The organism is Paenibacillus sp. FSL R5-0517 (assembly GCF_037974355.1).
Lineage (GTDB): Bacteria > Bacillota > Bacilli > Paenibacillales > Paenibacillaceae > Paenibacillus.
Map to the genome: position 1 here is coordinate 4,622,376 of NZ_CP150235.1, position 22,707 is coordinate 4,645,082.

Here is a 22,707-nt window from a genome sequence, read left to right on the forward strand (position 1 = left end):
TCTACATCTCATTCAGTCACGGCTCACATACTCACGAACACACGTCCAATCTTCAATAGCTTACCCGGTCGGCACGAAGTGCCTTGAACTGCAACAGCGTCAAGAGCGCGAGTAACACCAGGAAGATCATCGAACCGGCAGAAGCCAGACCAAATGAATAGCTGCCAAAGGCGGTATGATAGATATATGTGGTCAAAATTTCAGTTGCGTAGTTCGGGCCTCCGTCCGTCATGGTGAAAATGAGGTCAAATGCCTTGAACGACTGAATGGTCGTATAGGCCACAACAATCGTTGCCGAAGGTGCCAGCAGTGGCCAAGTCACGGTACGGAATACCTGCCATTTGCTGCCGCCGTCCATACGAGCCGCCTCATATAATTCTGCCGGGATGCCTTGCAGACCCGCGATGAATACGATCATCATCTGTCCGGCATGTGCCCAGACTTGGACCGCAGCGATGGAATAGATGGCGATCTTGGGATCTCCAATCCAGTTACGGGCGATGCTGCTCATGCCCGCTTCATTCAGTCCATAGTTGATCAATCCAATGGATGGATCATACATGAACGCCCAGATCAATCCGACCGATACGGAGGACAGAATCGCAGGCAGGAAATATAATGCCCGAAGCACAATGCGTGTCTTGGTATTGCGTACCAGGAGCAGGGCCAGGACAAGTGAGATAAAGGTTTGTGCTATAACTACCGTTAACATGAACTCTACGTTATTACCAAAGGCTTTGCGGAATACGATGCTGCTGAGACTGTCCTTGTAATTATCCAGCCCTACAAATGCATACGACGGGGATACCCCGTCCCAATCCGTAAAGGAGTAGAACAGCCCCGTCAATGTAGGAAATACGAACAGTGCCACGTACAGCAGCAACCCGGGGATCAAAAACAGGGATAGCTGAATACGATTCTTCATCGTTTATTTCCCGATATGCTGATCAATGATCGCTTGTGCCTGCTGTGCTGCTTCTTCTGGAGAAGTGCCGCTCAGCACAGCCTGAATGGAGTTGGTTACAGCTTTTTGATTATCTCCGTTCAGGATGGTGAACCGTGGCTGGAACACGGTCTTTTTGCTTGCCCATTCTCCGGCTACCTGAAGCTCAGGCGTATCGTACTTCACATCATTCACCGTTACATTCTGTCCCGTCTGGTTGGCGTAGTCACTTGCTACATCGGGATTGCTCAAAAATTCAAGGAACTTCTTCGCTTCTTCCGGATGTTTTGATTTGCTATTCACCGCGAGCATGAAAGTAGTGGTATGCACCCCTTCATATTTCGCCTGATCGGCACTTACTGTAATTGGTGCAAGCAGTTTTTGCTCCAGATTCGGGTTTTGCTGTTTGTTCTGAGCGAGTTGATATGATCCACTTGCCAGCATGGCTGCTTTTTCTTGAATAAACAGTGCGCCTGCCGCAGGGTCTTTGGTACCCAGTGCATCCTGCTGGAAGTAACCCTTATCGTTCAGTTCCTTGATTTGAGTCAACGTTTTCACCCAGAACTCATCTGTGAGTTTAGCTTCGCCCGCTTCTACTTTGGTAAAAATGTCGTCACTTGGTGCGTTGTTCATCACCATCGTATTCATGAATTGCCCTGGGCCAATGTCCGCTCCAGCAAAGGCAATCGGAATGATGCCATTGTCTTTCAGCTTCTGGCAAAGGGCCAGGAAGCCTTCCCAATTGGTTGGTGGCGTCAAGCCGTATTTTTCAAACAGTTTCACATTATAGATGGGATCGTTATATACGAGTTGATACGGGATGGCATATTGCTTGCCATCGTGCTGTCCTGCTTCAATCAGCTTCGGATTGTAAGCCGACAGGAACGATGACCCACTCAGGTCTGTGAACAATCCCGCCTTGGTGAAGGCTTCGAATTGTGCACCCGGGAAGGAAGCAAATACATCCCCTACCGAACCGTCACTGATTTTGGATTGTACAGTGGACTGATATTGATCGGAGGGAAGCGTCTGCATCTCCACGTTGATGTTCGGATTTTCTTTTTCAAATGCGTCAATGGTCTTGTTGAGTGCTTCGGAATCCTCTCCGCGCCAGTGCATAAAGCTGATCGTTACCTTGCCTGAACCTGAGGAGCCGTTCTCTCCAGATGCCGCGTTATCCCCGCCACCGCAAGCTGACAACAGGATGGACATCACCAGCATACTGACGAGCGGCAGGATCATTTTTTTATTTTTTTTCATGAAAGACGACCTCCTGAGGGTGATTAATGTAAGTTGCACGAAAGTTTCTACACGGCGCACTCCGAGTGCAGTACCATCTTCCGATCGCTGTTATCCCCGGATTTTTTGAATCACTCTTTCAACGGTTAAAATTCGGGGATAAAGGCGAGATTATGCTTACGAAGTAGCTTTCTTTCAGAAAGCTCTTAGCTCCGCTTCTTCAGATCGGTTCTGCTCTCTTCGTTAAAGTGTAAAAAAAGGGGCAATTACTTAGATTGGTAATAACTTAGTTAGTAGTAACTTGATGCTGCTTCTGTCTTGTTTTCCATTTTTCGCGAATGATCGGCATCACGGTCCGGCCGAAAATTTCGGCCTCTTCCAGATGCGGATAACCGGACAGAATGAACGTCGTAACGCCCAGATCTCCATATTCCATCAGACGTTCTGCGACTTGTTCCGCTGTACCTACAATGAGGATTGCACCGCCAGAACGCACAACGGACAAGCCTGTCCACAGGTTGGGACCTACGACAAACTGCTGCTTCTCGGACAGTTCCCGTAACTCGTTCTGTCTGCGTTGGTTGGTTGCATCCGTCTCGGCAAAAGCGGCTTTGGCTTTCTCGATCGCTTCTGGTGGTACTTTGCTAATAATCTCCCACGCTGCTGCCCAGGCTTCTTCTTCGGTATCCCGAATGAGGACCTGAGCACGCATGCCGTAACGGAGCTGACGATCTTGCCCAGTCTCCTCTTTCACCTGCTGACGAATGACCTCAATCTCTTCAATCTGCTCCTGGATCCAGTCATGAGGCTCGCCCCACATGAGGAACGTATCCGCATGTTCCACTGCGACCTTCTTGGCAATCGGTGAACTTCCTCCCAGATAGAATGGTGGATACGGATTTTGTACCGTCTCCGGCATGCCTACCGGCCCTTTGAAATTATAATACTGGCCATTGAATTCAGGATTGGGATCACTGGATGCATCAGCTCCTGATTGTGTGCCACTTCCGGCAAACTCCGTCAGATTCAGTCCCGTCGATTGCGTCCATGAACGCTTCATCACTTCCATATACTCACTCGCGCGAACATACCGTTCATCATGCGCATGTGCGAGTGGATCTCCCAGTTCCTCCAGATCCCGAACCGAACTGCCTGTCACTACATTGATCATGGCGCGACCACTAGATAGCTGATCCAATGCCGCTCCCATGCGTGCAGTGAGTACGGGTGTAACCAAACCCGGGCGAATGGCGACAAGGGGACGCAATGTCTTCGTGTGACTCATTACTGCCGATCCAACCACCCATGCGTCCAGACAGGCTCCCCCTGTCGGAATCAGTACAAATTCGAATCCTGCTTTCTCCGCCGTCTGTGCCACATCGATCAGATAATCCAGACTCGGCTCCCGCTCTGGGGCAACCCCCACATACTTCCCATCTCCTGCTGTAGGCAAAAACCATCCAAACTTCATATCTTCCTGTTCGCTCACAAAAGTCAATCCCTTCTATGATAAATTGCTCTAAAAATGTTTCACTCAAGCACTTCGGGTACAGAAAACCTTTCGAGCACTCTTGTCCCCAGATTTCTTCTTATTCCCCTTTCATGGGGAAATCCGGTGACAAAGGCGCCCGCTTCGCTTCTTCAGGTCCTTTCTGTCCCCTCCGTTGTCGTGTCATTCTTTAAATTGATTTATTAGGCATATTCAAAATCAAATGCCGATTAATTAACTTGGTTTAATAGGTATGGACATCATATCAATTGATTTGTCTGTGATCAATGTCATTTCGCGGCAATTTTATTTTGTCATTTTGTGGTCTTTTCTCAGATTTAGGTCTTGCTGATCTTGAATATGTACAAAACCCACCTGTATAATAGGTTATAAGCGAAACTTTTAGAAAGTACAAACGATACTTATATACTAAAGAGGTGTTCCTGATGACCGAGATTGAACGCATGAAGGAGGACCACCACGAATTTTTGGATATTATATTCTTCACTCCATCTGAATTTGAGAAAGCCGGGGGCGCCTGGCCGATTCGCATCGGCCGTAATATAGCCAAGACCAACTATCATATTGGGCCTCGCACCACACCTTATCATTATTTGTTATTTGTGCTGGAGGGAGAAGGTACATTTATACAGAACGGACAGCGTCATTCCCTTCGTGCCAGGGATGCCTTCTGTCTGTTTCCCCATGTTACGCATGAGTACTGGACAGACCCGGAGCATACGTTACAGAAAATATTTATTGCATTTGACGGTGCATACGCAACCGAACTGTTGTCTCGTATTGGACTTACTCCGGACTCACCGTATCGTTCAGGTGTACTGACGCCGGAGACTGCAAGCGCCATGCGCTCGTTCATGGAGGATGTTCGTAAACCACAGGATGGAGCGAGCGATTTGGGGCGACTCACCCGGTTTCTAAGCCTCTTTGACCGGATAGCCCGTTCACCGGCCACCAAAGGGTTGCAACCGGATTCAGCCACACCTTGGCTCCAGAAAGGCAAGGAATACATGGATATTCATTTTGCAGGTGGCATCTCCGTGGAAGGTGTGTCCGCTCATGCGGGTGTGGATCGAACCCATTTTGCCAAACAGTTCCGCAAAGCCTATGGTCTGTCTCCCGTACAATACATCCAGCAATTAAAAATGAATCAAGCCAAACGTCTACTCGTGCAGACGCCGCTAAGTTTAACTGAAGTGGCTCATTCCGTGGGTTACCCGGACTTGTTCTCCTTCTCCAAAGCGTTCAAAAAGCAGGTGGGACTGCCACCCAATCGCTATCGGACCACAGAAAACACGAAACAGTAAGGGAGCGACCTTCCGCTCCCCAACCTATAAAATTAAGCCACGTGTACCACGCCTTGTATGCGCTTGTGTACAATGTCCCCTTTACCGAACAACTTGCACAAAAGGACTTCGAAGAAGCTTTCCATAAAATCGAAACAGCCTTGTTAGATGAGAATTACAGTGGATTTTGCAGCACTCTTGTACATCATAGTGCTGCAAAACCCATTGCTTAATCCATCACCAAAAAAGGCAAGCCCCATCTACCTGGGACTTGCCTTCTTTCTATACTATAGTTTGATTCAAGTATCATGCAGGAATCAGGGACTTTTCACTGACGTAACGCTATTCCTTTTTCTCATCCTTACGCGCAAGTGGAATACCATTCTCCTTCGCATACCATGCTTCATAATGATGCACAGCCACACCTGCAAAAGAGGAATGGGAAGAACCGAGATCGAACACCTTGGCCATTTCTTCATTCATGTTGCTAACGGGTTTACGGAAAAAGGTCAGGTGATCCCCTTCGTGTGTATCCGCAAGTTCTGCGCCAATCCAGACTTTTTTGCCGAGATCATCCGCTTCGTCCAGTTCTTCCTTGGACAGATCATACATCTGCTGCCCGCTATCCCGATAAGCCATAATCGCCACTGCATCGAAGTGGGAGATAACCCAGCGACTGAATGTACCCTCACCTTCCGCCGACTGACGGGCATCAAGCCAGAACGGAATGGCAGCGCTCATGTACAATCCCGCGGCCTCTCCCGCTTTCGTCCAAGCCTTCATGTTGTCGCTCCACTCCGCAATGACGCTGCTCTCTTCGTCCTCCCAGCGTTTCAGCTGATACGGCTCCACATCGAGTTGAATACCTTGGAAACGTTCATTTTTGGCAGAAGCTGCATTGTAGGCTCTCACTCGCTCGATAAAAGCAAGTCCTTCATCCCGCTTCTGCTCATAGGCCCAGTCTGCATGACCGTTCAGTCCATGCACTTCAATCTCAGCCTGCCCTGCAGCCGCAATGAACTTGCGGTATGTTGCATCAGGCACCTCATCCTGGATTTGCAGGAAGATGGTATCCACGCCCTGTTCTTTCGAGAAAGCAATAATCTCAGGTGTCTGTTCTGCAATAATAGACGCGTCCCACAGCCAGGTCGCTTTGTGTTCCTCGGTGGAGAACCATTTAAACATCCAAGACAGAAGCAGCAGGCACAACACCACAGCCAGAATGGCCCATTTCGCCATCCCCACCAGCTTGCCCCGTTGCCTCATATATTCCCTCAGACGAGCAACGCTTCACTTGGTTCAAACACAGGATGCTGAACCGAGTGACCAATTTTGTAGATGTGCGGATGTGTGTACGAACGGAATGCATTACGTGTATCCAGAATCGGCACACCCATCTCGGCAATATCGAAGTAAGGCAAATCGCTGTGGTTGGTGATCAACACGATGCAATCGTATTTCTTGAACTGTTCCAGATTGAACGCTTCGCTGTGTACCGTCTCCCCATGCTTGTCCTTAAAGGAATCCGCGTGTGGATCATAGTAGCTTACGTTGGCTCCACTTTCCTTGAACAGTTCATATACTTCCAGTCCTGGTGATTCACGCAGGTCGGCAATATTCGGTTTGTATGACATACCGAGCAGCAGGATATTGGATTTACGTACAGATTTCGCGTATTCGTTCAGAATCATTGACGTTTTGTTCAACACATAATATGGCATGTTGTCATTGGTCGATTGCGCCAGTTCTATAAATTTGCTATAGAAACGGAAACCTTTGGCTTTCCACGACAGGTACATCGGATCAAGCGGGATGCAGTGTCCACCGATCCCTGGCCCTGGATAAAATGGCATGAAACCAAATGGTTTCGTTGCTGCTGCATCAATTACTTCCCAGATATCGATGCCCATGCGGTCGCACATCATCGCCATTTCATTCACAAAGGCAATGTTTACACTGCGGAATGTGTTCTCCAGCAGTTTGGACATTTCAGCCACTTTTGGCGAAGATACCGGTACTACGGTCTCTACATACTTGCCATACAGTGCGGTTCCAAGTTTCAGGCAAGCTTCGGTTGTGCCCCCGATCACTTTCGGTGTATTGAATGTTGTAAAACGTCCGTTGGACGGGTCTACACGCTCAGGCGAGAAGCACAGGAAGTAGTCTTTGCCTGCTTCATGTCCAATTTTATCCAACTCATCCTGGATCAGTTCCTCGGTGGTACCTGGATACGTGGTGCTCTCCAACGTAATCAGCATGCCTGGTTTCATATGCAGTTTGATCTGATCTACAACCGTCTCGATGTAAGATGTGTCCGGGTCCTGATTCTCACTGAGCGGTGTCGGTACACAGATGCTGAGTGCGTCAATGACGCGCAGCATGCTGTAATCTGTCGTTGGCTGGAAGCGACCGCTTTGCATTACTTTTTTCAACTCATCGGACGAAATATCGTGAATATAGGAATCCCCTTGATAGATACTCTCTACTTTGGACGCATCCAGATCAATTCCGATTACCGTGAAACCTTGATTGACCATTTCCACGGCAAGTGGAAGTCCTACGTAACCGAGCCCGACAACGCCGAGTACAGCTTCTTTATTTTCAATCGCATTCAGTAATGTGTGGAATTGTTGATTCTCCATGATATTCCCTCCGGGTAGTGTATTTGATGGTGCTTCAAATCCATGTAAATAGATGGTTGTCTGTCTGTTGCTCTTTTTTATCTTCTAATGCAGGCAGCGTCTGATTCGGGCATCCAGCTCTACGGGCGAGAACGGTTTGGTCATGTAATCATCGACCCCGCTGCGGAAGCATTGACTGATCGTTTGCTCAACACGTTGCTCGGTCAACACGACAATTTTGGGCGGTTGCTCCATCTCCAGCTTCTGAATATGATGAATGAACGGCAGACCGTCGATGCCATACAGATTCAGTTCGGTGAGCACCAAGTCCGGTGTGACTTTCTCGATCAAGTCCAGTGCAGCCAGTCCATCTACAGCCTCATAGGTTTCGTATCCCTGCATTTTCAAACGCAACTGCAGGAATTCCCGTACCGTAGGATCGTTGTCCACAATCAAAATGCGTTCCGGCTCGTCCGCTGTATTGTCCAGCGTGTAGATATGAATCTCCGACGAATCTACGAGCTTCGAGGATTCAGCCATATGCTGAATGGTTGCTTTCGAAGGACGCTCACCCTCTGCAAAACTGGCCAGTGTGATCTGTGGATCGGCACCAGGTACGGTCTCTTGAAGCTCATGCTTGATCCGAAGTCCTTTATAGTGAACCTCATCCAGTGACAACCCCGGCAGCAGGACGGCAATCGCCTGTGTCGCCCCATCCTTCCACACCTGGAAGGCAGACTCGCTCGTCTGTTCCAGATGTGTCCTGACCTGCTGCTCAGGTTGAGCGTGTCCTGCACAATGGATGAACATTAAGCCGCATGTTTCGGCACCCGTTTCCTTTAATCCCTGTTCTACACTTCGGTACACATTAACGGCAGCCTCACGCTGCAATGTCGCCGTATTTGGCATGTTCTTTTCCACCCTTCTCCTCGATTATCTATACATGTTCAAAATGTTATTTACACTGACACTCCAATGACAGAACAACCTTTTGATCGCTGTTATCCCCAGATTTTTTGATTCCTTTTAACAAGGGGAAATCCGGGGATAGCGTATGCTTTCGATGCAGCTTTCTTTCAGAAAGCTTTTAGGCGCACGCTTCGCTTCATCAGGTTATTTCTGTCCTCTCCGTTATCGTGTAAAAATATAGTTGAACATCTATATTGCTGTTACTGTATTACCATGATCTCTGTAATTAAGCGGCTTCGCTTGTTTTCTTCTCATCCTCGGACCAGCTTTGACGTGTCATGGTCCCCCATGAGTTGTTGTTTTGCAGAAACTGCACATGTCCCTGCAATCTCCACAGTACGCCCAGCTGATGATAACCCACGAATTTCAGCGCAGAGTAGACCAGCATTTTGACCAGATCGGAGAGTTTGTTGTACCGCTTGAAAGCAATCTCCTCCAGGACAAGTGCGCCTACACTCAGCAGATAACCACTCACGAAGTTCAATAGTCCGAACAGAAGCAGGATTGGCCACTGGGTCATATCCAGAAGGACGTATCCAGCGAGAGCTAGCAGTCCGGTAATTCGGAAATACGGGTTCAGTGCTTCAAAAATGACGTTATACGGCATCGTTACCATACCCATCACTTTGTATTTGGGATTGAACAGCATGCCTCGATTCTCCAGCATGTTCTTCAGATTCCCGCGGCCCCAGCGCTTGCGCTGACTGGACAGAATCCGGTAGGAATCGGGAGCCTGTGTCCAGCACACCGCCTCAGGGCAAAAGGCAACGCGGTACTTCAATTTATTTTCCAGCATATAACGGTGAAGCTTGATAATGATGTTCATGTCTTCCCCGGGATAACCATCCCGGTATCCGCCAACGGCAATTACAGCATCCTTACGGAACATGCCGAAAGCACCAGAGACAATAATCAGACCGTTCATATGACTCCAGCCAATCCGTCCGCCCAGGAAGGCTTTGAGATATTCAATCGACTGGAACATGGGCCAGATTTTGCGCGGCAGCGATACATCTTGCACTGCCCCGTTTTCGATTTTGCAGCCATTGGCGATTCGTACATCTCCCCCAATGGCCACTGTCTCTTCCGGATTCTCCATATACATGCGTGCCATGCGGATCAGGGCATCCTTCTCCAGCAACGAATCGGCATCGATGGAAGAGATCAGCGGATAATGAGACAAGTTGATTCCTGCATTGAGGGAATCTGCCTTCCCGCCATTTTCCTTGTCAATGACATACAGATCAGGGAACTCCGGATTATGGTAAATCCCGCGAATTTTCTGACAGGCGATCTTGCCCCGAATCTTCGTATTGGGTACCGGCTTCAGGCGGTATTCATCCAGCAAAATCTTCAGTGTGGCATCACTGGAACCGTCATTAACGACGATTACTTCATACGTTGGATAATTCAGCGTCATCAGACAGTTCACATTTTCAATAATCGTCAGTTCCTCGTTGTATGCCGGTACCAGCAGAGAAACCGAAGGTACCAGTTCCGATCCTGACAACGTATTATATTTGGAATAATGCGACCGGCGGAAGATCGTCCAGATGTTACGGAACGATAAGGCCAGGATGGAAAAATAGAGCGTATTGACGAAAACAACATAGTAGATTGCGACCATGCCGTAGATTAATAATAGATCCCTAAGCAGTGTAATCCCCTCCTACCGTAGCGACACCTGTGCGTTTCTTGCTGGTTCTGTTCTCTCGTACAGGCCCAAAATAACGATCGTACAGCAGTCTTTTTTTGTTATGAGCAATCATCTGCTCTACAGCTCTGTCATCGGTTCTCGTGTGCTGCATTGTACTCTCGATCTGCTGCATCGCAATCTCGCGTTCAGCACCTGTTCCTTGTAACGCAGCCTGACACAGCGCTTCAAATCCCGGTTCGCCAAGCTTACTCAGACTCTCCGCACTGTTATAACGAACTCTCCAGTCTTCATCCCGCAGCGCTTTGCGCAGCAGTGGAATGCTACCCGATGCATGCTTCGAACCGAGTGCTTGCACCACTTCGGCACGAACTTCCGGGTCAGTGTCCTGAATCAGCTTCAGAATCGTCTCATCCCGCAGTGCCGGACTTGCGCTAAGATACAGCTTCACCGCCTCGGCACGTACATCCTGATGTTCGGCTCCTACAAGTCTGTCCAGTGCAGGCATGACTTCAGGCACAGCCTGTCCCCACATCGCAACGAGTCCGACTTTGACAAAATCCGGATTCCGATCTTCCAGCAATTCGATTAGAATTCTGCTGGTATCCAGACTGGTTTCAAGCAGAATATCTGCTGCAAGATGGTGAATGGACTTGCCTTTGTTCAACAGCAACGCCAGCATGTCTTTTAGTTCCCCTTGCCGGGTTGTACATCTTGCGATGGAGCGACCAATCATAATGGCCATCGGCCCCGGCTTCTCATCCTTCAGCAATTCCATCAAGCCGGGAACAGCTTCTGGACAACGCATGCCACCCAAGCGATAAGCCGCATCAATCTGGCGACCGTAACGCAGACGGCCTAATTCCTTCAGATCATGCTCTACAAATCCTGCTTCACGGCATAGTGCAATTAACTTGTCCCGATATTCACCCTTGAACTGGTCGATCCATTCAATCAGCCTGTCCTGAATAACTCTGCGTTCTAGCGGAGCCAGCTTGCCTGGTGGCAATCTCAGCGGGCTATTCTCGGTTAAGGCCGTTTGCAGATAAGTGAAGTAGTCGCGCTGTTTTAATTCATAGAACGCCGTCTTGCGTCGTTTGCCGTTGTGGGACATTTTCATGGCAAACAATACGATGACGCCTACAACAACAAGTGCGATACAGATGTACAAAAACAGATAGGCCAAAGCCAAACTTGGAAACATGTGAAAAGGTCCTCCTTTATACTCATTTATTCGATCTGAAAACTAGGAATTTTCTCGTAGCTCTTCTTCATTTTTTCGTAGCTAAGCTTCAGCCGTTCACTATACTGCACCTGCTCCCAAGGCTGCCAGCTATATACCGGCAAAGTCTTCAGATCCAGGGTTGTCTGTTCACCCCCAGGCCAAGATACTTTCTTCGTGGCGCGGTCCGTTAACCATGGAATGAGAGTGACACCTTCCACAGCAACTGTGGAGAACTCACGTCCATTCTTGAGCGGTCCATAGTCAATCGCTTGCAGTGAACTCGGATCACCGAACCCAAGTAACATCCAGGGAATTCGCATCTCCACCTGATTGCCGTTATACTGCCATGCCGTTAACGAATCCGTGTCGGACTGACCGGGAGCTGTCGTTCCCCGTTTCAAAGTTCCGACCTTTTCATTCATGAATGGATGAGCAGATCGGGTATCCGGCGGTGTCATCCTCAGGCTGACTGCCAGATTCCATGGTTGGAACGGATCTGCGGTGTCTGACTGCTGATCTGGCAGCATGTCGTATCCTTCCTTGCCGTACAGGCGCTGATTGAAGTCATAATCCTTGGCAATCTCCACCTGAGATTCTTCATCCTGCCCCAGTGTAATCACCGTCTCAAGACCATCACTGAGCGTTCGGCCCGGGAGTAACTTGTCAGGCTGACTGCCTCCAGCAAGTGTATCAGTCCCGATTCGCAGCACCGTCTGATCCGGGTCAAAAGGTTTATCCAAGGTCAGCCCAATATACAGATAAGCTTCATCATGGGTCATCTTCATTTCTTGGATGCCGTCCACTTGGCCCTGCCAGGTCGTAACTTCTTCATCCTTCAGATCATCCCAGTCATCCAGTGATCCGTCGATGGTCAACTGTTCCTGTTTACCCGGGTCCATGGCAAGCAGACCAAACATCTTCTCGTTTGTCAGCACGTTCAGCCAATATGCACGTCGATCAGCAGGAATTTCCAGTGGCATCGTGTTCCATGTTTTTTTGAACCATTCATCCTGCCACATGAACACAATGGCTCCCGAATATCCCTCATCATAGATATCCTGCGTCAGTGACGCGTCAATATCTCCCTGCTCTACTTCGTTATGTCCACCCTGATTCCGGCCTCCCATACCCAGATGGGAAATACCAAGAGAAGAAGGTACGCCATACTCTGTAACCATTACAGGCATATCGGAAAACTCGGCTTTGAGTTTGCGCAGATAACTTTTGTACGTGTTGTACTCGCCATTCTCATCCTTGATGGTTTGGAGCGTTTTATCAATATGGAACAGATCCGGGTAATACGGGTACACATGGTAGGCTGCAAAATAACCTCCCTGCCACCCCTCCGGCTGAATATGCCGGGCATCCACACTGACGAGATCCTCTTCATACAGCGGCTCGCCGGGATGATCCAGCACATCGGTCGTTACCCAGTTGGTGAAGGTCATCGGATGCTCCCATCCATACTGCTTCTCCAGTACCGCCGTATGATCCAGCAGCTCTGCGAGCCAGTTCTCAAACGGTGATGCTTCTGGCGTAGCCGAGAAATGAACTCCCTTGTACTGCGGCACGTCCGCATGTTTCTCGTTTGTATTGTCTACCATCGCCGGGTCCCATTCCGTACCCACATGCCAGGCCATCAGATATTTCCCTGCATTTGTCTTGTATTTGCCGCTGGACTCTCCCTGCTTGGCCGGAATGTCCGCATCGCCATAGACAGCAGATACGGCTTTTTCAATCTCCTGCTTGAACGTCTGCTCAATATGGGCGGCGTAGGCATCCTGTTTCTCAATCAACTCTTCCTCAGGTGACCATATGCCCTGTATAAAATATAACGGTTGCTCCCGTCCACGGTTATATTCGACCAATGCGGTATAGAAAATCGGTTCGTGAACCGTGTATACCCGAATAACATTGGCTCCCAGATCCTCGATCTGTTGGAACCACCGCAAATAATCCTCTTTGGTCAGCGGAAATTCTCCCGGGTAATGCCCCGGTGATGTTGCGCCCAGATTGACACCTTTGACGAACATCTCCCTCCACGTTCCATCCGGCCCGTATTCCATGAACCGGTCTCCATCGGTCTTGAATTTCATTTCCGTGCCGTTCTCCGCTGTGTACGTAACAAGCTTAGGTTGCATATAGTGCCATCCGGCAAATATCCCGCCGGTCACCACCACTGCGCCTGTCAACACCGTTAATAACCAGCGTCTTCGTCTTTGTCTGCTCATGTCGTTAGATTGCTCACCTCTCTAATATCATCCTGCTTCAACATCGAATGGTCCAACATGAAGTTTACGAATCATTCCGCTTCGGATGTCCGCTTGGTAGAGATGTCAGCGGTGTAGTTCTCACTATAGCGCTAAGACTCTGCATTTGTAACTAGGCTGATGGAAGCAAACATGAAATGGAACATTCTGCCCATGATTCGTAAAAAGCGCCATCAACGGGTACCCGAAAGCCTTCAGGGTACATCTGATTCCCGAACACTAATACCTGCTTGAATCGCATGGTTTGGATACCGTGCTGATCTTGCAATTCTGGAACCTTTATTGTTATGTGCAACGCGGGTACAGGCAACGTTTGCCGTTAGAACGCATACCCCATTAAACGCGAGTTATATTTTAAAGTTGCGGACGTTTTTACAGTATTAACCATAAAGATTACAAAATTGATACTATAGTCTGATAACGCATCAGCGATATTCCGCGTCACATCAAGGTTTTCTGAAAAGTGCAGAAAACCAAAAAAGGACATCAGTCCCCCTCTATAGGACTGTACCCATTTATAACCCTTTTACAAAAAGCGAAATGAACGCCCGGTCATCACCCTCAAGTCACGGATCTCTCACATTAAATGTAAAAAAGCACATCTTATTTCCTAATTTCTGACTCTAATATGGTCTTAGGGCAATTGTGTCCAATTTGCAAAATAATTCCGGTTGCCGCATTTTAAATTGTCAGATATGCTTATAAAACAAGAACACTTGTTCCAAACTGTAAATTAAATGTTAAATAACGATATTCAAATGAAGATAATCCATGGTGAACAGAGTACCGCATCACGAATAAGGAGAGAAGTCTTATGTCCCGCCAAGACAGACGTGTCATCATGCTGGCTGACTGCCAGTCATTCTACGCCAGTGTGGAGAAGTCTGCACATCCCGAATACAAGGACCTCCCCCTCGTAGTCGCGGGAGACCCGGCCCGTCGCTCGGGTATCATTCTCGCAGCCTGTCCACTCGCCAAGTCCTATGGAATTACGACAGCAGAACGACTAGGCGAAGCACTCGCCAAATGTCCGGATGTCGTGGTTGTCCGCCCTCGGATGGCTGAGTACATTCGGGTGTCCCTTCATATTACACGCATCCTTCAGTCTTACACCGATCTGGTAGAGCCCTATAGTATTGATGAACAGTTTCTCGATGTAACCGGAAGTCTGGAACTGTTCGGCAGCCCCGAGACGATTGCTCGCAGCATACAATCCAGGGTGATGGAGGAGACGGGTGTATACATTCGGATCGGCATCAGTGATACCAAGGTCGTTAGCAAGATGGCCTGTGACTTGTATGCCAAAAAAGTCCCAGGAGGCATCTGCACGCTGCCCCGCAAAGACCTGCCAACAACCATCTGGAAGAAGCCTGTACGAGACATGTTCATGGTCGGTTCCCGCATGGCGCAGCATCTCTACAAGATGGGGGTCCATACGATCGGTGATCTGGCCCAGACCCCACTGTCCCGACTCAGAGAACGTTGGGGTGTGAATGGCGAGGTACTATGGCGTATCGCTCGCGGTATGGATGATTCCCCGGTCAAACCCGGGACATATGCTAATCAGCAGCAGGGAATTGGACATCAGATGACGCTGCCCCGGGACTATGACTCGTGGGAAGATATCAAAGTGGTCCTGCTTGAACTGGCCGAACTCGTCAGTCGACGTTCCCGGGACAAATCACTTATGGGCCATGTGGTCTCAGTTGCATGTCGCGGACAGGATTATGATCGACCAACCGGATTCTCCCGTCAGATGAAGGTCAATGAACCCACCAACATTACGGACGAAGTATACGATGCGGCAGCAGCGCTGTTCCTGCGCCATTGGGACGGACTACCCATCCGCCGCATCAGCGTGTCACTGACCGGACTTGTACCCGATTCTGAAGTTCAGCTGTCCTGGTTCGATGACCGTGAACGCAAAAGAGAGCTGGAACGTGCGACAGATGATATCAAGCGCAGGTACGGAGATACTGCCATTATGCGGGCATCCTCCCTCTGCTCGTCCGCGCAAGCCCATGAACGTTCTCATAAAATTGGAGGTCATTATAAATGAGTAAAAAATTGCAGCAAAACGGTATCTTCGAGTCCTCACGCATGATGCTCCCCGAACACCGGGAAGCCTACATTCTTCATCAGGAACAACTTGCTCCTCGTACCCGCCCATCTCTGGATGCTCAGGCCGCGGAAGAAATGTCCCGTCTGCTCAGCAACTCGATGATGCTTGGAGATAGAGTCACCATTACGTTGTTTCACGAACATGACGATATCCGGTACACCGGCCAAGTGCTTCGGCTGGACCGTCCTGCCCGGACCCTCAGACTACGGATGGAAGACGGGTCCCGGGATATTCAGATGAACCTTATTACAAATGTGGCCCAAGCCAATGACTGAGGGCGTTTATACCTACCCCAGTGTTGTGGATTCTCCATGATAGGTGCACCTTAGTCGTTACATTCAGGACTGTCTTCCTACACATCCTGATGAATACCAAAAGCAGCCGACGAAACATACCCAGGCCATTCACTTCGTTCAAAAGAAGTAAAATATCGGATACGTGATTCATCGGCTACATATAAGGGTAGGGCTTTTTTTAGAAAACTTTTAGAAAAAGCTCCAGTCGAATTCCTTGGACAGACGCTCCAGCAGATGCACGCCTGCAAGGCTGTTACCTTTGCGATTCAGCGCGGGTCCAATCACTCCAATACCGAACTGTCCCGGTACCAGAGTCAATATCCCACCGGAAACCCCACTTTTGGCGGGCAAGCCAACTTCAATGGCGAATTCACCTGACGCATTATACATCCCACAGGTCGTCATGAAGGTTTTCGCAATCTGTACATACCGACGAGGGATGAGTTCTTCACCCGTAATCGGATCGGTTCCATCATAAGCCAGAACCAGTGCCATGCGTGCCAAGTCCGCACAGGTCACTTCAATGGAACAATGACGGAAATACACGGCAAGTACATCTTCCACGTCATCCTTGATCACACCATTATGCTTCAAGAAATATGCCAGTGAACGATTCAGGTGCCCACTCTCCGACTCGGACTTGAATACATCCTCGTTATAACCCAACTGATCATTATGCGCGAGCCTACGGAAGAACTCCAGGATGCGCCGTGATTTCTCCTCTTTGCAATCTCCTCCAATGAGGGAGGACACCGTAATCGCGCCGGCATTGATCAACGGATTGAACGGAATTCCGGGTTCAACCAGTTCAAGCTTGATCATCGAGTCGTAATCATCGCCTGTAGGTTCTTTTCCTACATTAAAGAAGACTGCTTCTTCTCCATGATCCATTAAGGCCAGAATTAAGGTGAAGACTTTGGAGATACTTTGCATCGTAAATGGCACACCGCAATCCCCTGCCGACACATGATTGCCTTCGGCGTCCATGATATGTATACCCAGCTCATCCTGAGAAGCTTTGACAAGCTCCGGGATATAAGAAGCGACTTTACCTTGCCCTGTGTGCAACCGACTGGTCTCCAGCCACTCCGGCAGTAAATCATTCAGACGCTCCATGGTTGTATTGCTCATATGTCATCTCCTCCACATCTCTATATGTACCTCTTGCATGAAATGTGCATGGTGAGCGCCCATATCATTAATGAGCAATGCGCTCCATCCATCCCATGCAAGATGCCTCATATGTCTGATTACCCGCAGAACAGTTACTTTACCGCTTCATTTGAAGATCTAACTCCAAAATCTCACCAGGAAGACCATCATAATCGCCTGTCCAGGTGGATACAAAGTTCTGTCTGGTTAAAATCTGGCGGGAAGCGACGTTAGACGGATCGATAACAGCATAGAGCGATCCAATCCCTGCGGCCTGTGCCTGGATAATCAACCGTGACGCAATGGATGTGCCTTGGCCTTGGCCCCAATGTTCGGGCAGAATCATATAACCTATTTCAGCCCGATTCGGGTCTTTCTGATCTGGAATCAGTTTGGCATAGGCTACTCCCGCACCTTCTTCACTGAATACTCGGTAATGTCCACATGTGGAACGTTCATTAAACTCCAGCATGGATTCGAATTGCGTTCTCGCCTCTTGCTCCGGTATTGCCCGTTCTGTAATCTGTTTCATCACTTCCGTATTGGAAACCAATGCGTAATAATCGTCAAAATCAGGTTGTGTGTATTTAATGAATTTCATGATATGCCTCCTCTGGGGTACATAACTTGGTCTTGGTGTTGTTGAATTCACCTAGAGTATAACAGAAGCGAATGATGGAATGCACACAAGGCACCCCACTTGCAGGCAGCCAGATGGTCCAAAAGGCCAACAGTCTGACCAGCAATTTGGCAACAATAGATACCAAAAAGCGGCCTCATCTGGAGACCGCTTTGTTTACTTTGTTTTTAATTTGCTTTTTAAGATGAAGAAATATTCTCTGTTCGGTGCTTCCAAAGCGTGCTATTAGCTTGCCCGTGATGAAGGCTTAAGGTTCATCTGTTTTTCACGTTGACGTTCACGACGACCTTGACCTGGAGGGGTAATGATCAGTGCGAGCAACAGGGAGACTGCACAGAGTACGGCAATCACGATGAAGGTTAGATGGAACCCGCCCAGCAGGGCGCTGATGAATGATCCTGCCAAAGCACCAAATCCAAAGCCCTGATAGATCACGCCATAGTTTTTGCTCTGATTTTTCAGTCCGAAGTAATCAGCCACAATCGCCGGGAATACCGTAATGTTACCGCCGAAGCAGAATGCAACGGCCGCCACACAGGCGAAGAAGATCCCGAAGGTCAATGGAACCAGACTAAGTGTCATGACAGCTACAGCTGTCACCAGCAGCGCACCAGCGATGACTTTCATTCGTCCTACTTTGTCCGACAGCGCACCGAGAATAATACGTCCTGCCGTGTTAAAGATCGCAACCATGGCCACTGCGTTGGCAGCTGTAGCTACATCTAGACCTGCAAGCTGTACACCGATGTCTTTGACAATACCGATCAGATACAGACCGCTCATACACGCTGTGAAGAAAATAACGAACAACATGTACGCTTCTTTTGTACGCAGCATCTCTTTCACCGTGTAGTCCTGACGCGCCACCACTTGTTTCGGGCCATTCTTGCTTGCCGGAGCCTGTTCACGAACAACCGCTTCACGGATCAGGAATGATCCGGCAACCACCAGAACCAGAACAATAATGCCCCAGTACATAAATGCCTGAGCAGGACCAACGGCCCCGATCAATGCCGAATTCACATATTTGAACAATAAACTACCGGTACCAAAAGCTCCGACTGAGATCCCCGAGATCAGACCTTTACGTTCCGGGAACCACTTGATCAGATTGGACAACGACGTAATATACGCCGTACCATCTGCAAAACCAACGACAAATCCAGCCAAAATGTACAGTAGAGTTAATGAAGATACTTGGGAACTCAGAATAAGACCCAGCCCAAGCACAACCCCGGCCACACGGATCAGGCGCTGAAGACCCCAACGTTCCTGCAACCGTCCTGCAAACAATGTGGCAAATGCCAAAGCAAAACTGGTAATTGAAAAAGTTATCGCGACCGAGCTGACGTCCCATCCGAAACGATCAGACAGCGGTTGATTGAATAAACTCCACGTATAGATGGTTCCAAGACCCATTTGTACAATGATAGTCCCCAAAACAATAAGCCAGCGGTTCATTTTTGTAGGTGTAATTGTTGATGTAGGTGCTGATGAAGCGGATGAAATAGCTGCTTTCATCGTGATCTCCCCTTTGCCGATGTCATATACATGAATGCGTTCACAAGGTAATCATACATGAAAGGGGATTCATTACACCGTTTTGAGCATGAGTTGCATCAGATGCGGAATGAAATGCTTCTAGATGCGCATGAGTTGCCTGAACTCTTTGACCTTCCCGCGACTCACGGGCACTTCAGCTTCCAGATCGCGCAGGCGAAGCAGGTACGTATTGTTGAACCAAGGTACGATTTCACGGATTTGCGACAGATTTACAACGTACGAACGGTGGCAGCGAAAGAACGTATCCTGTGGCAGACGGCTATGAAAATCCGATATGCTCACTGGCATGGTGAACTCCCCATTTTTGGTATATACCTTCGTCACTTTCTCTTGCGCTTCCGCATAGTAGATATCTGCCGTATCCGTAACAATAATATTGTCATTCCGCAGCAGATTAATTCTTCTGTTGGTATGGGAATTCGTATCTCGTACCAGTTCACCGTGCGCAGCAGATCCGTCCTCCATAGGGGCTGGTTCATCCTCAACATATTGCTCCACTGGCGCATGATCACGTTTGAATGCTATCTCCAGCTTATGGAGCATCGCAGCGATTCTCTTCTCGTCATAAGGCTTCAAAATATAATCAAATGCCTCCAACTCAAAGGCTTCTGCTGCATGTTCCTTGTATGCCGTAGTAAAAACAATATAGGGTTTTGTTGCAAATTTCCCAATATGATGGGCCAGCATCATGCCGTCCAGCGAGGGAATATTGATATCGAGGAAAATGACATCCACTTCTTGTTCCTGCAAAAATTTCAGTACATCCAGCCCGTCTTCAAGGCGATCCACCACCTCAATCTGGCTATGTTCCTGGATTAAGTAATTCAATTCCTCGCTTGCCAGAATCTCGTCTTCCACAATAAGAGCTCTCATCGATCCATCATCACCTTGTTACGACATCTCCTTTGGGCACATCAAATAAAATATCGGTTCCTTGTTCCAGCCTGGTAATGGTTACACCTTGTCCGTAAATAAGCTTGACCCGGCGATGCACATTATACAGCCCGATCTGGTTACCAGGCATACGGTCATGGTAGACCCGTTCAATAATATCTGCACTGATCCCTGCCCCTGTATCGCTGACACTAATGCGAACAAACTCCGGATAATCCTGTACCCGAATTCGAACAGTACCCGGTCCTTTCACCTTGAGAATGCCATGAATAATGGCATTTTCGACGAGCGGCTGGATGACAAGACTCGGAATATGCACCGCGACCTCATCAATCTCATAGATTACATTCAGTCGGCTGCCAAAGCGGGCTTTCTCAATCTCTACATAATTACGGACCTGCTCCAGTTCCTTATGAATATCAATTAACTCATCCGACAGTTCCAGATTGTACCGCATGTACCCGGATAGATTCACAATCAGCTCCCTAGCACGATCCGGTTTGGTTCGGATGGATGAAGCAATCGCATTTAGCGCATTAAACAGAAAATGAGGGTGAATGGTTGTCTGTAATGCACGCAGCTCCGCTTTGTTGGCAGCAGCCTTGATCTCCTCTACCCGCGATACCTCCATCTGGGTCGAGATAATCTGCGACAGACCTACAGCCATCGTTTGCAAAGGATACGTAATTTTATAGGCTTTGCGATAATAGATTTTGAGCGCACCTGTAATTTCTCCTCGTTCTTTAAGCGGAATGATTAACAGCGAGTGGATATCCGGTGTTTTCTCATCAATGACATCATTACTGATTGTAATCTCCCCGCTGGAGATCGTCTTCTTGGTCATCTCACTTATAATTTCATTGCCAATATGATATCGTTCCTCACCAAATCCTACATATGCCAGTACATTCCGGGTATCCGTAATCGCAACGGCATCTGCCTGAATATCCTCCTGAATAATACGGCAGATTTTGCGCAGAGAATCCTCGTCAATGGAACGGAAGTACGGCAAGGTTTTGTTAGCAATCTCTAGGGCGAGCTTCGCCTGACGAGCTGCAATCATTTCCTTTTCCCCTTCAACACTCTGCACCAGGAGCACAATCAGCCCTATGTTGACTTCACCCAGAATCATAGGCAGCGCAATCTTCGAAACAATATCTGCACCCAATGGATCGGGATAGGAAAATAGCAGGATCAGTAACATCGTGAGCGCTTCACAGATCATACCTGCTCCAATACCGATGATCCATCGCTTAGGCTTGGGCGTGTACTTATGTATATATCCAGATACCAGACCCGCCAGGATACTCGTGATTAGACAAGGTATAGCTGTGACACCATCCATATCGATCAAATACCGATGTACACCTGACACAATCCCCGTAATAATACCCACAGGCGCCCCGAACAAAATACCACCCGATAGCACCGCTATAATGCGGACATTCACCAGTGAACCTTCCACATTAATGCCCGTATACGTTCCGAAGATGGCAAAAGCACAGAATAACAAGGTAACCGCAATAGACTCCTGCCACCTTAATTTCCCCTTTTGCAGAATCTGCCTGAATCTGGGCACCCTCGACAGAAAGAATAAAAATATAATCAACAGCGCCGCCCGTTCAAATAAACCAAGCAGCATCGTAAACATCTCCAATCGTACTTCCTCCACATCTGTCTGAAAATAAAAGGCATGTCTCATTGTAATGCCAATCCGCCACAACATCTATAAATTAACTCTGATTCACACAACTAACTTGTATGCAACAGTTTACCGCTCCCCCTGGAGGAAAGCAAAGTACATCCTGTGACAATCAAAAAAGGGAATATGTGAAGATCAATCATCACCTCATATTTCCATAAAATCAACAAATACAGAAATTCCTATGATATAATTAATGACTTGTCATGTTATTCCAATTGGTCAAAAATTAATTACAGAAAGGTGTTAATGCATGCTTGCCATTATACTCCTAGGTCCACTTCTGCTTTTTAGTCTAATATGGCTTATCCTATATGGTGTCTCCAGACGATCCAACGATCCTGATCGCTCAACAAGACTTGTCCTGCAAATGATTTTATTTATTTCAATCCTGGTCTTACTTGTGCAAGACTACATCCTGAAAGAATTGCCTTCCAATAGCATTATCATTGTAGTTCTAATCATAACTTTAATCATCTCCAGCTCTTTTCCTGATCAAAGTAAGAGGGCAACAGATAAAATTACATAATCATTCCATTTAATGCCCAACTAAGACCTCCATCATCCCAACTGCTCTCCACCACAAAAAAAGGGTGTTCCATCATGTTATACATGACTGTGGAA

At 48.2% G+C, this 22,707-nt stretch carries 18 protein-coding genes; 3 read left to right on the plus strand and 15 right to left on the minus strand.

Features of this window, described 5'->3' with window-relative positions; genetic code table 11:
- Positions 1 to 52: 52 nt before the first annotated feature.
- From MKX40_RS20530 to MKX40_RS20540, 3 genes are all read right to left on the minus strand, one after another.
- Positions 53 to 925, minus strand: a complete 873-nt coding sequence (locus MKX40_RS20530; protein WP_339235625.1) for a sugar ABC transporter permease — start codon at positions 923 to 925, stop codon at positions 53 to 55.
- 3 nt (positions 926 to 928) lie between these two features.
- Entirely contained in the window at positions 929 to 2,203 is a 1,275-nt protein-coding gene (locus MKX40_RS20535; protein ID WP_339235627.1) for an extracellular solute-binding protein, read from the minus strand.
- A gap of 265 nt (positions 2,204 to 2,468) precedes the next feature.
- On the minus strand, positions 2,469 to 3,671 hold the full coding sequence (locus MKX40_RS20540) for an LLM class flavin-dependent oxidoreductase (protein WP_339235629.1): 1,203 nt from the start codon (positions 3,669 to 3,671) through the stop codon (positions 2,469 to 2,471).
- Between the two features lie 446 nt (positions 3,672 to 4,117).
- Here MKX40_RS20540 and MKX40_RS20545 point away from each other — a divergent pair, with 446 nt between their 5' ends.
- The gene (locus MKX40_RS20545) at positions 4,118 to 4,996 is read left to right on the plus strand and encodes an AraC family transcriptional regulator (protein WP_339235631.1); all 879 of its coding nucleotides are present in this window, start codon (positions 4,118 to 4,120) and stop codon (positions 4,994 to 4,996) included.
- A 321-nt stretch (positions 4,997 to 5,317) separates the two neighbouring features.
- Here the strand turns inward: MKX40_RS20545 and MKX40_RS20550 are convergent, their stop codons facing one another.
- From MKX40_RS20550 to MKX40_RS20575, 6 genes are all read right to left on the minus strand, one after another.
- The gene (locus MKX40_RS20550; RefSeq protein WP_339235633.1) at positions 5,318 to 6,241 is read right to left on the minus strand and encodes a hypothetical protein; all 924 of its coding nucleotides are present in this window, start codon (positions 6,239 to 6,241) and stop codon (positions 5,318 to 5,320) included.
- A gap of 8 nt (positions 6,242 to 6,249) precedes the next feature.
- Positions 6,250 to 7,617 carry a nucleotide sugar dehydrogenase gene (locus MKX40_RS20555; RefSeq protein ID WP_339235636.1) on the minus strand — a complete coding sequence of 456 codons (1,368 nt, stop codon included), beginning with the start codon at positions 7,615 to 7,617 and terminating at the stop codon, positions 6,250 to 6,252.
- Between the two features lie 84 nt (positions 7,618 to 7,701).
- Positions 7,702 to 8,505: a response regulator gene (locus tag MKX40_RS20560; protein WP_339235638.1), complete on the minus strand. Its 804-nt coding sequence runs from the start codon at positions 8,503 to 8,505 to the stop codon at positions 7,702 to 7,704.
- 286 nt (positions 8,506 to 8,791) lie between these two features.
- Entirely contained in the window at positions 8,792 to 10,192 is a 1,401-nt protein-coding gene (locus tag MKX40_RS20565) for a glycosyltransferase (RefSeq protein ID WP_339235640.1), read from the minus strand.
- A 22-nt stretch (positions 10,193 to 10,214) separates the two neighbouring features.
- The gene (locus MKX40_RS20570) at positions 10,215 to 11,423 is read right to left on the minus strand and encodes a HEAT repeat domain-containing protein (RefSeq protein ID WP_339235642.1); all 1,209 of its coding nucleotides are present in this window, start codon (positions 11,421 to 11,423) and stop codon (positions 10,215 to 10,217) included.
- A gap of 26 nt (positions 11,424 to 11,449) precedes the next feature.
- The gene (locus MKX40_RS20575; RefSeq protein ID WP_339235645.1) at positions 11,450 to 13,675 is read right to left on the minus strand and encodes a hypothetical protein; all 2,226 of its coding nucleotides are present in this window, start codon (positions 13,673 to 13,675) and stop codon (positions 11,450 to 11,452) included.
- An 853-nt stretch (positions 13,676 to 14,528) separates the two neighbouring features.
- On the opposite strand from MKX40_RS20575, the gene MKX40_RS20580 reads away from it, so the two are divergent.
- Positions 14,529 to 15,773: a DNA polymerase IV gene (locus tag MKX40_RS20580; protein ID WP_339235648.1), complete on the plus strand. Its 1,245-nt coding sequence runs from the start codon at positions 14,529 to 14,531 to the stop codon at positions 15,771 to 15,773.
- The gene (locus MKX40_RS20585) at positions 15,770 to 16,111 is read left to right on the plus strand and encodes a YolD-like family protein (RefSeq protein ID WP_339235650.1); all 342 of its coding nucleotides are present in this window, start codon (positions 15,770 to 15,772) and stop codon (positions 16,109 to 16,111) included. Before MKX40_RS20580 ends, MKX40_RS20585 begins: the two co-directional genes overlap by 4 nt.
- 210 nt (positions 16,112 to 16,321) lie before the next feature.
- On the opposite strand, the gene glsA is transcribed toward MKX40_RS20585, so the two are convergent.
- The 6 genes from glsA to MKX40_RS20615 all read right to left on the minus strand — a co-directional run bounded on the left by glsA (position 16,322) and on the right by MKX40_RS20615 (position 22,023).
- The gene (gene glsA / locus MKX40_RS20590; protein WP_339235652.1) at positions 16,322 to 17,263 is read right to left on the minus strand and encodes a glutaminase A; all 942 of its coding nucleotides are present in this window, start codon (positions 17,261 to 17,263) and stop codon (positions 16,322 to 16,324) included.
- 139 nt (positions 17,264 to 17,402) lie between these two features.
- Positions 17,403 to 17,885, minus strand: a complete 483-nt coding sequence (locus MKX40_RS20595; protein WP_339235654.1) for a GNAT family N-acetyltransferase — start codon at positions 17,883 to 17,885, stop codon at positions 17,403 to 17,405.
- The gene (locus MKX40_RS20600; protein ID WP_339235656.1) at positions 17,872 to 18,051 is read right to left on the minus strand and encodes a hypothetical protein; all 180 of its coding nucleotides are present in this window, start codon (positions 18,049 to 18,051) and stop codon (positions 17,872 to 17,874) included. Before MKX40_RS20600 ends, MKX40_RS20595 begins: the two co-directional genes overlap by 14 nt.
- Before the next feature lie 98 nt (positions 18,052 to 18,149).
- The gene (locus MKX40_RS20605; RefSeq protein ID WP_339243137.1) at positions 18,150 to 19,385 is read right to left on the minus strand and encodes an OFA family MFS transporter; all 1,236 of its coding nucleotides are present in this window, start codon (positions 19,383 to 19,385) and stop codon (positions 18,150 to 18,152) included.
- A gap of 180 nt (positions 19,386 to 19,565) precedes the next feature.
- Positions 19,566 to 20,360: a LytTR family DNA-binding domain-containing protein gene (locus tag MKX40_RS20610; protein ID WP_339235658.1), complete on the minus strand. Its 795-nt coding sequence runs from the start codon at positions 20,358 to 20,360 to the stop codon at positions 19,566 to 19,568.
- A gap of 10 nt (positions 20,361 to 20,370) precedes the next feature.
- Positions 20,371 to 22,023 carry a sensor histidine kinase gene (locus MKX40_RS20615; protein WP_339243138.1) on the minus strand — a complete coding sequence of 551 codons (1,653 nt, stop codon included), beginning with the start codon at positions 22,021 to 22,023 and terminating at the stop codon, positions 20,371 to 20,373.
- Positions 22,024 to 22,707: the final 684 nt, after the last annotated feature.

Bases quoted from the DNA above. Each gene is read 5' to 3' on its own strand.
- MKX40_RS20530 (WP_339235625.1), bottom strand. From the start codon at position 925: ATGAAGAATCGTATTCAGCTATCCCTGTTTTTGATCCCCGGGTTGCTG.
- MKX40_RS20535 (WP_339235627.1), bottom strand. From the start codon at position 2,203: ATGAAAAAAAATAAAAAAATGATCCTGCCGCTCGTCAGTATGCTGGTG.
- MKX40_RS20545 (WP_339235631.1), top strand. From the start codon at position 4,118: ATGACCGAGATTGAACGCATGAAGGAGGACCACCACGAATTTTTGGAT.
- MKX40_RS20550 (WP_339235633.1), bottom strand. From the start codon at position 6,241: ATGAGGCAACGGGGCAAGCTGGTGGGGATGGCGAAATGGGCCATTCTG.
- MKX40_RS20555 (WP_339235636.1), bottom strand. From the start codon at position 7,617: ATGGAGAATCAACAATTCCACACATTACTGAATGCGATTGAAAATAAA.
- MKX40_RS20560 (WP_339235638.1), bottom strand. From the start codon at position 8,505: ATGCCAAATACGGCGACATTGCAGCGTGAGGCTGCCGTTAATGTGTAC.
- MKX40_RS20565 (WP_339235640.1), bottom strand. From the start codon at position 10,192: ATGGTCGCAATCTACTATGTTGTTTTCGTCAATACGCTCTATTTTTCC.
- MKX40_RS20570 (WP_339235642.1), bottom strand. From the start codon at position 11,423: ATGTTTCCAAGTTTGGCTTTGGCCTATCTGTTTTTGTACATCTGTATC.
- MKX40_RS20575 (WP_339235645.1), bottom strand. From the start codon at position 13,675: ATGAGCAGACAAAGACGAAGACGCTGGTTATTAACGGTGTTGACAGGC.
- MKX40_RS20580 (WP_339235648.1), top strand. From the start codon at position 14,529: ATGTCCCGCCAAGACAGACGTGTCATCATGCTGGCTGACTGCCAGTCA.
- MKX40_RS20585 (WP_339235650.1), top strand. From the start codon at position 15,770: ATGAGTAAAAAATTGCAGCAAAACGGTATCTTCGAGTCCTCACGCATG.
- glsA (WP_339235652.1), bottom strand. From the start codon at position 17,263: ATGAGCAATACAACCATGGAGCGTCTGAATGATTTACTGCCGGAGTGG.
- MKX40_RS20595 (WP_339235654.1), bottom strand. From the start codon at position 17,885: ATGAAATTCATTAAATACACACAACCTGATTTTGACGATTATTACGCA.
- MKX40_RS20605 (WP_339243137.1), bottom strand. From the start codon at position 19,385: ATGAACCGCTGGCTTATTGTTTTGGGGACTATCATTGTACAAATGGGT.
- MKX40_RS20610 (WP_339235658.1), bottom strand. From the start codon at position 20,360: ATGAGAGCTCTTATTGTGGAAGACGAGATTCTGGCAAGCGAGGAATTG.
- MKX40_RS20615 (WP_339243138.1), bottom strand. From the start codon at position 22,023: ATGCTGCTTGGTTTATTTGAACGGGCGGCGCTGTTGATTATATTTTTA.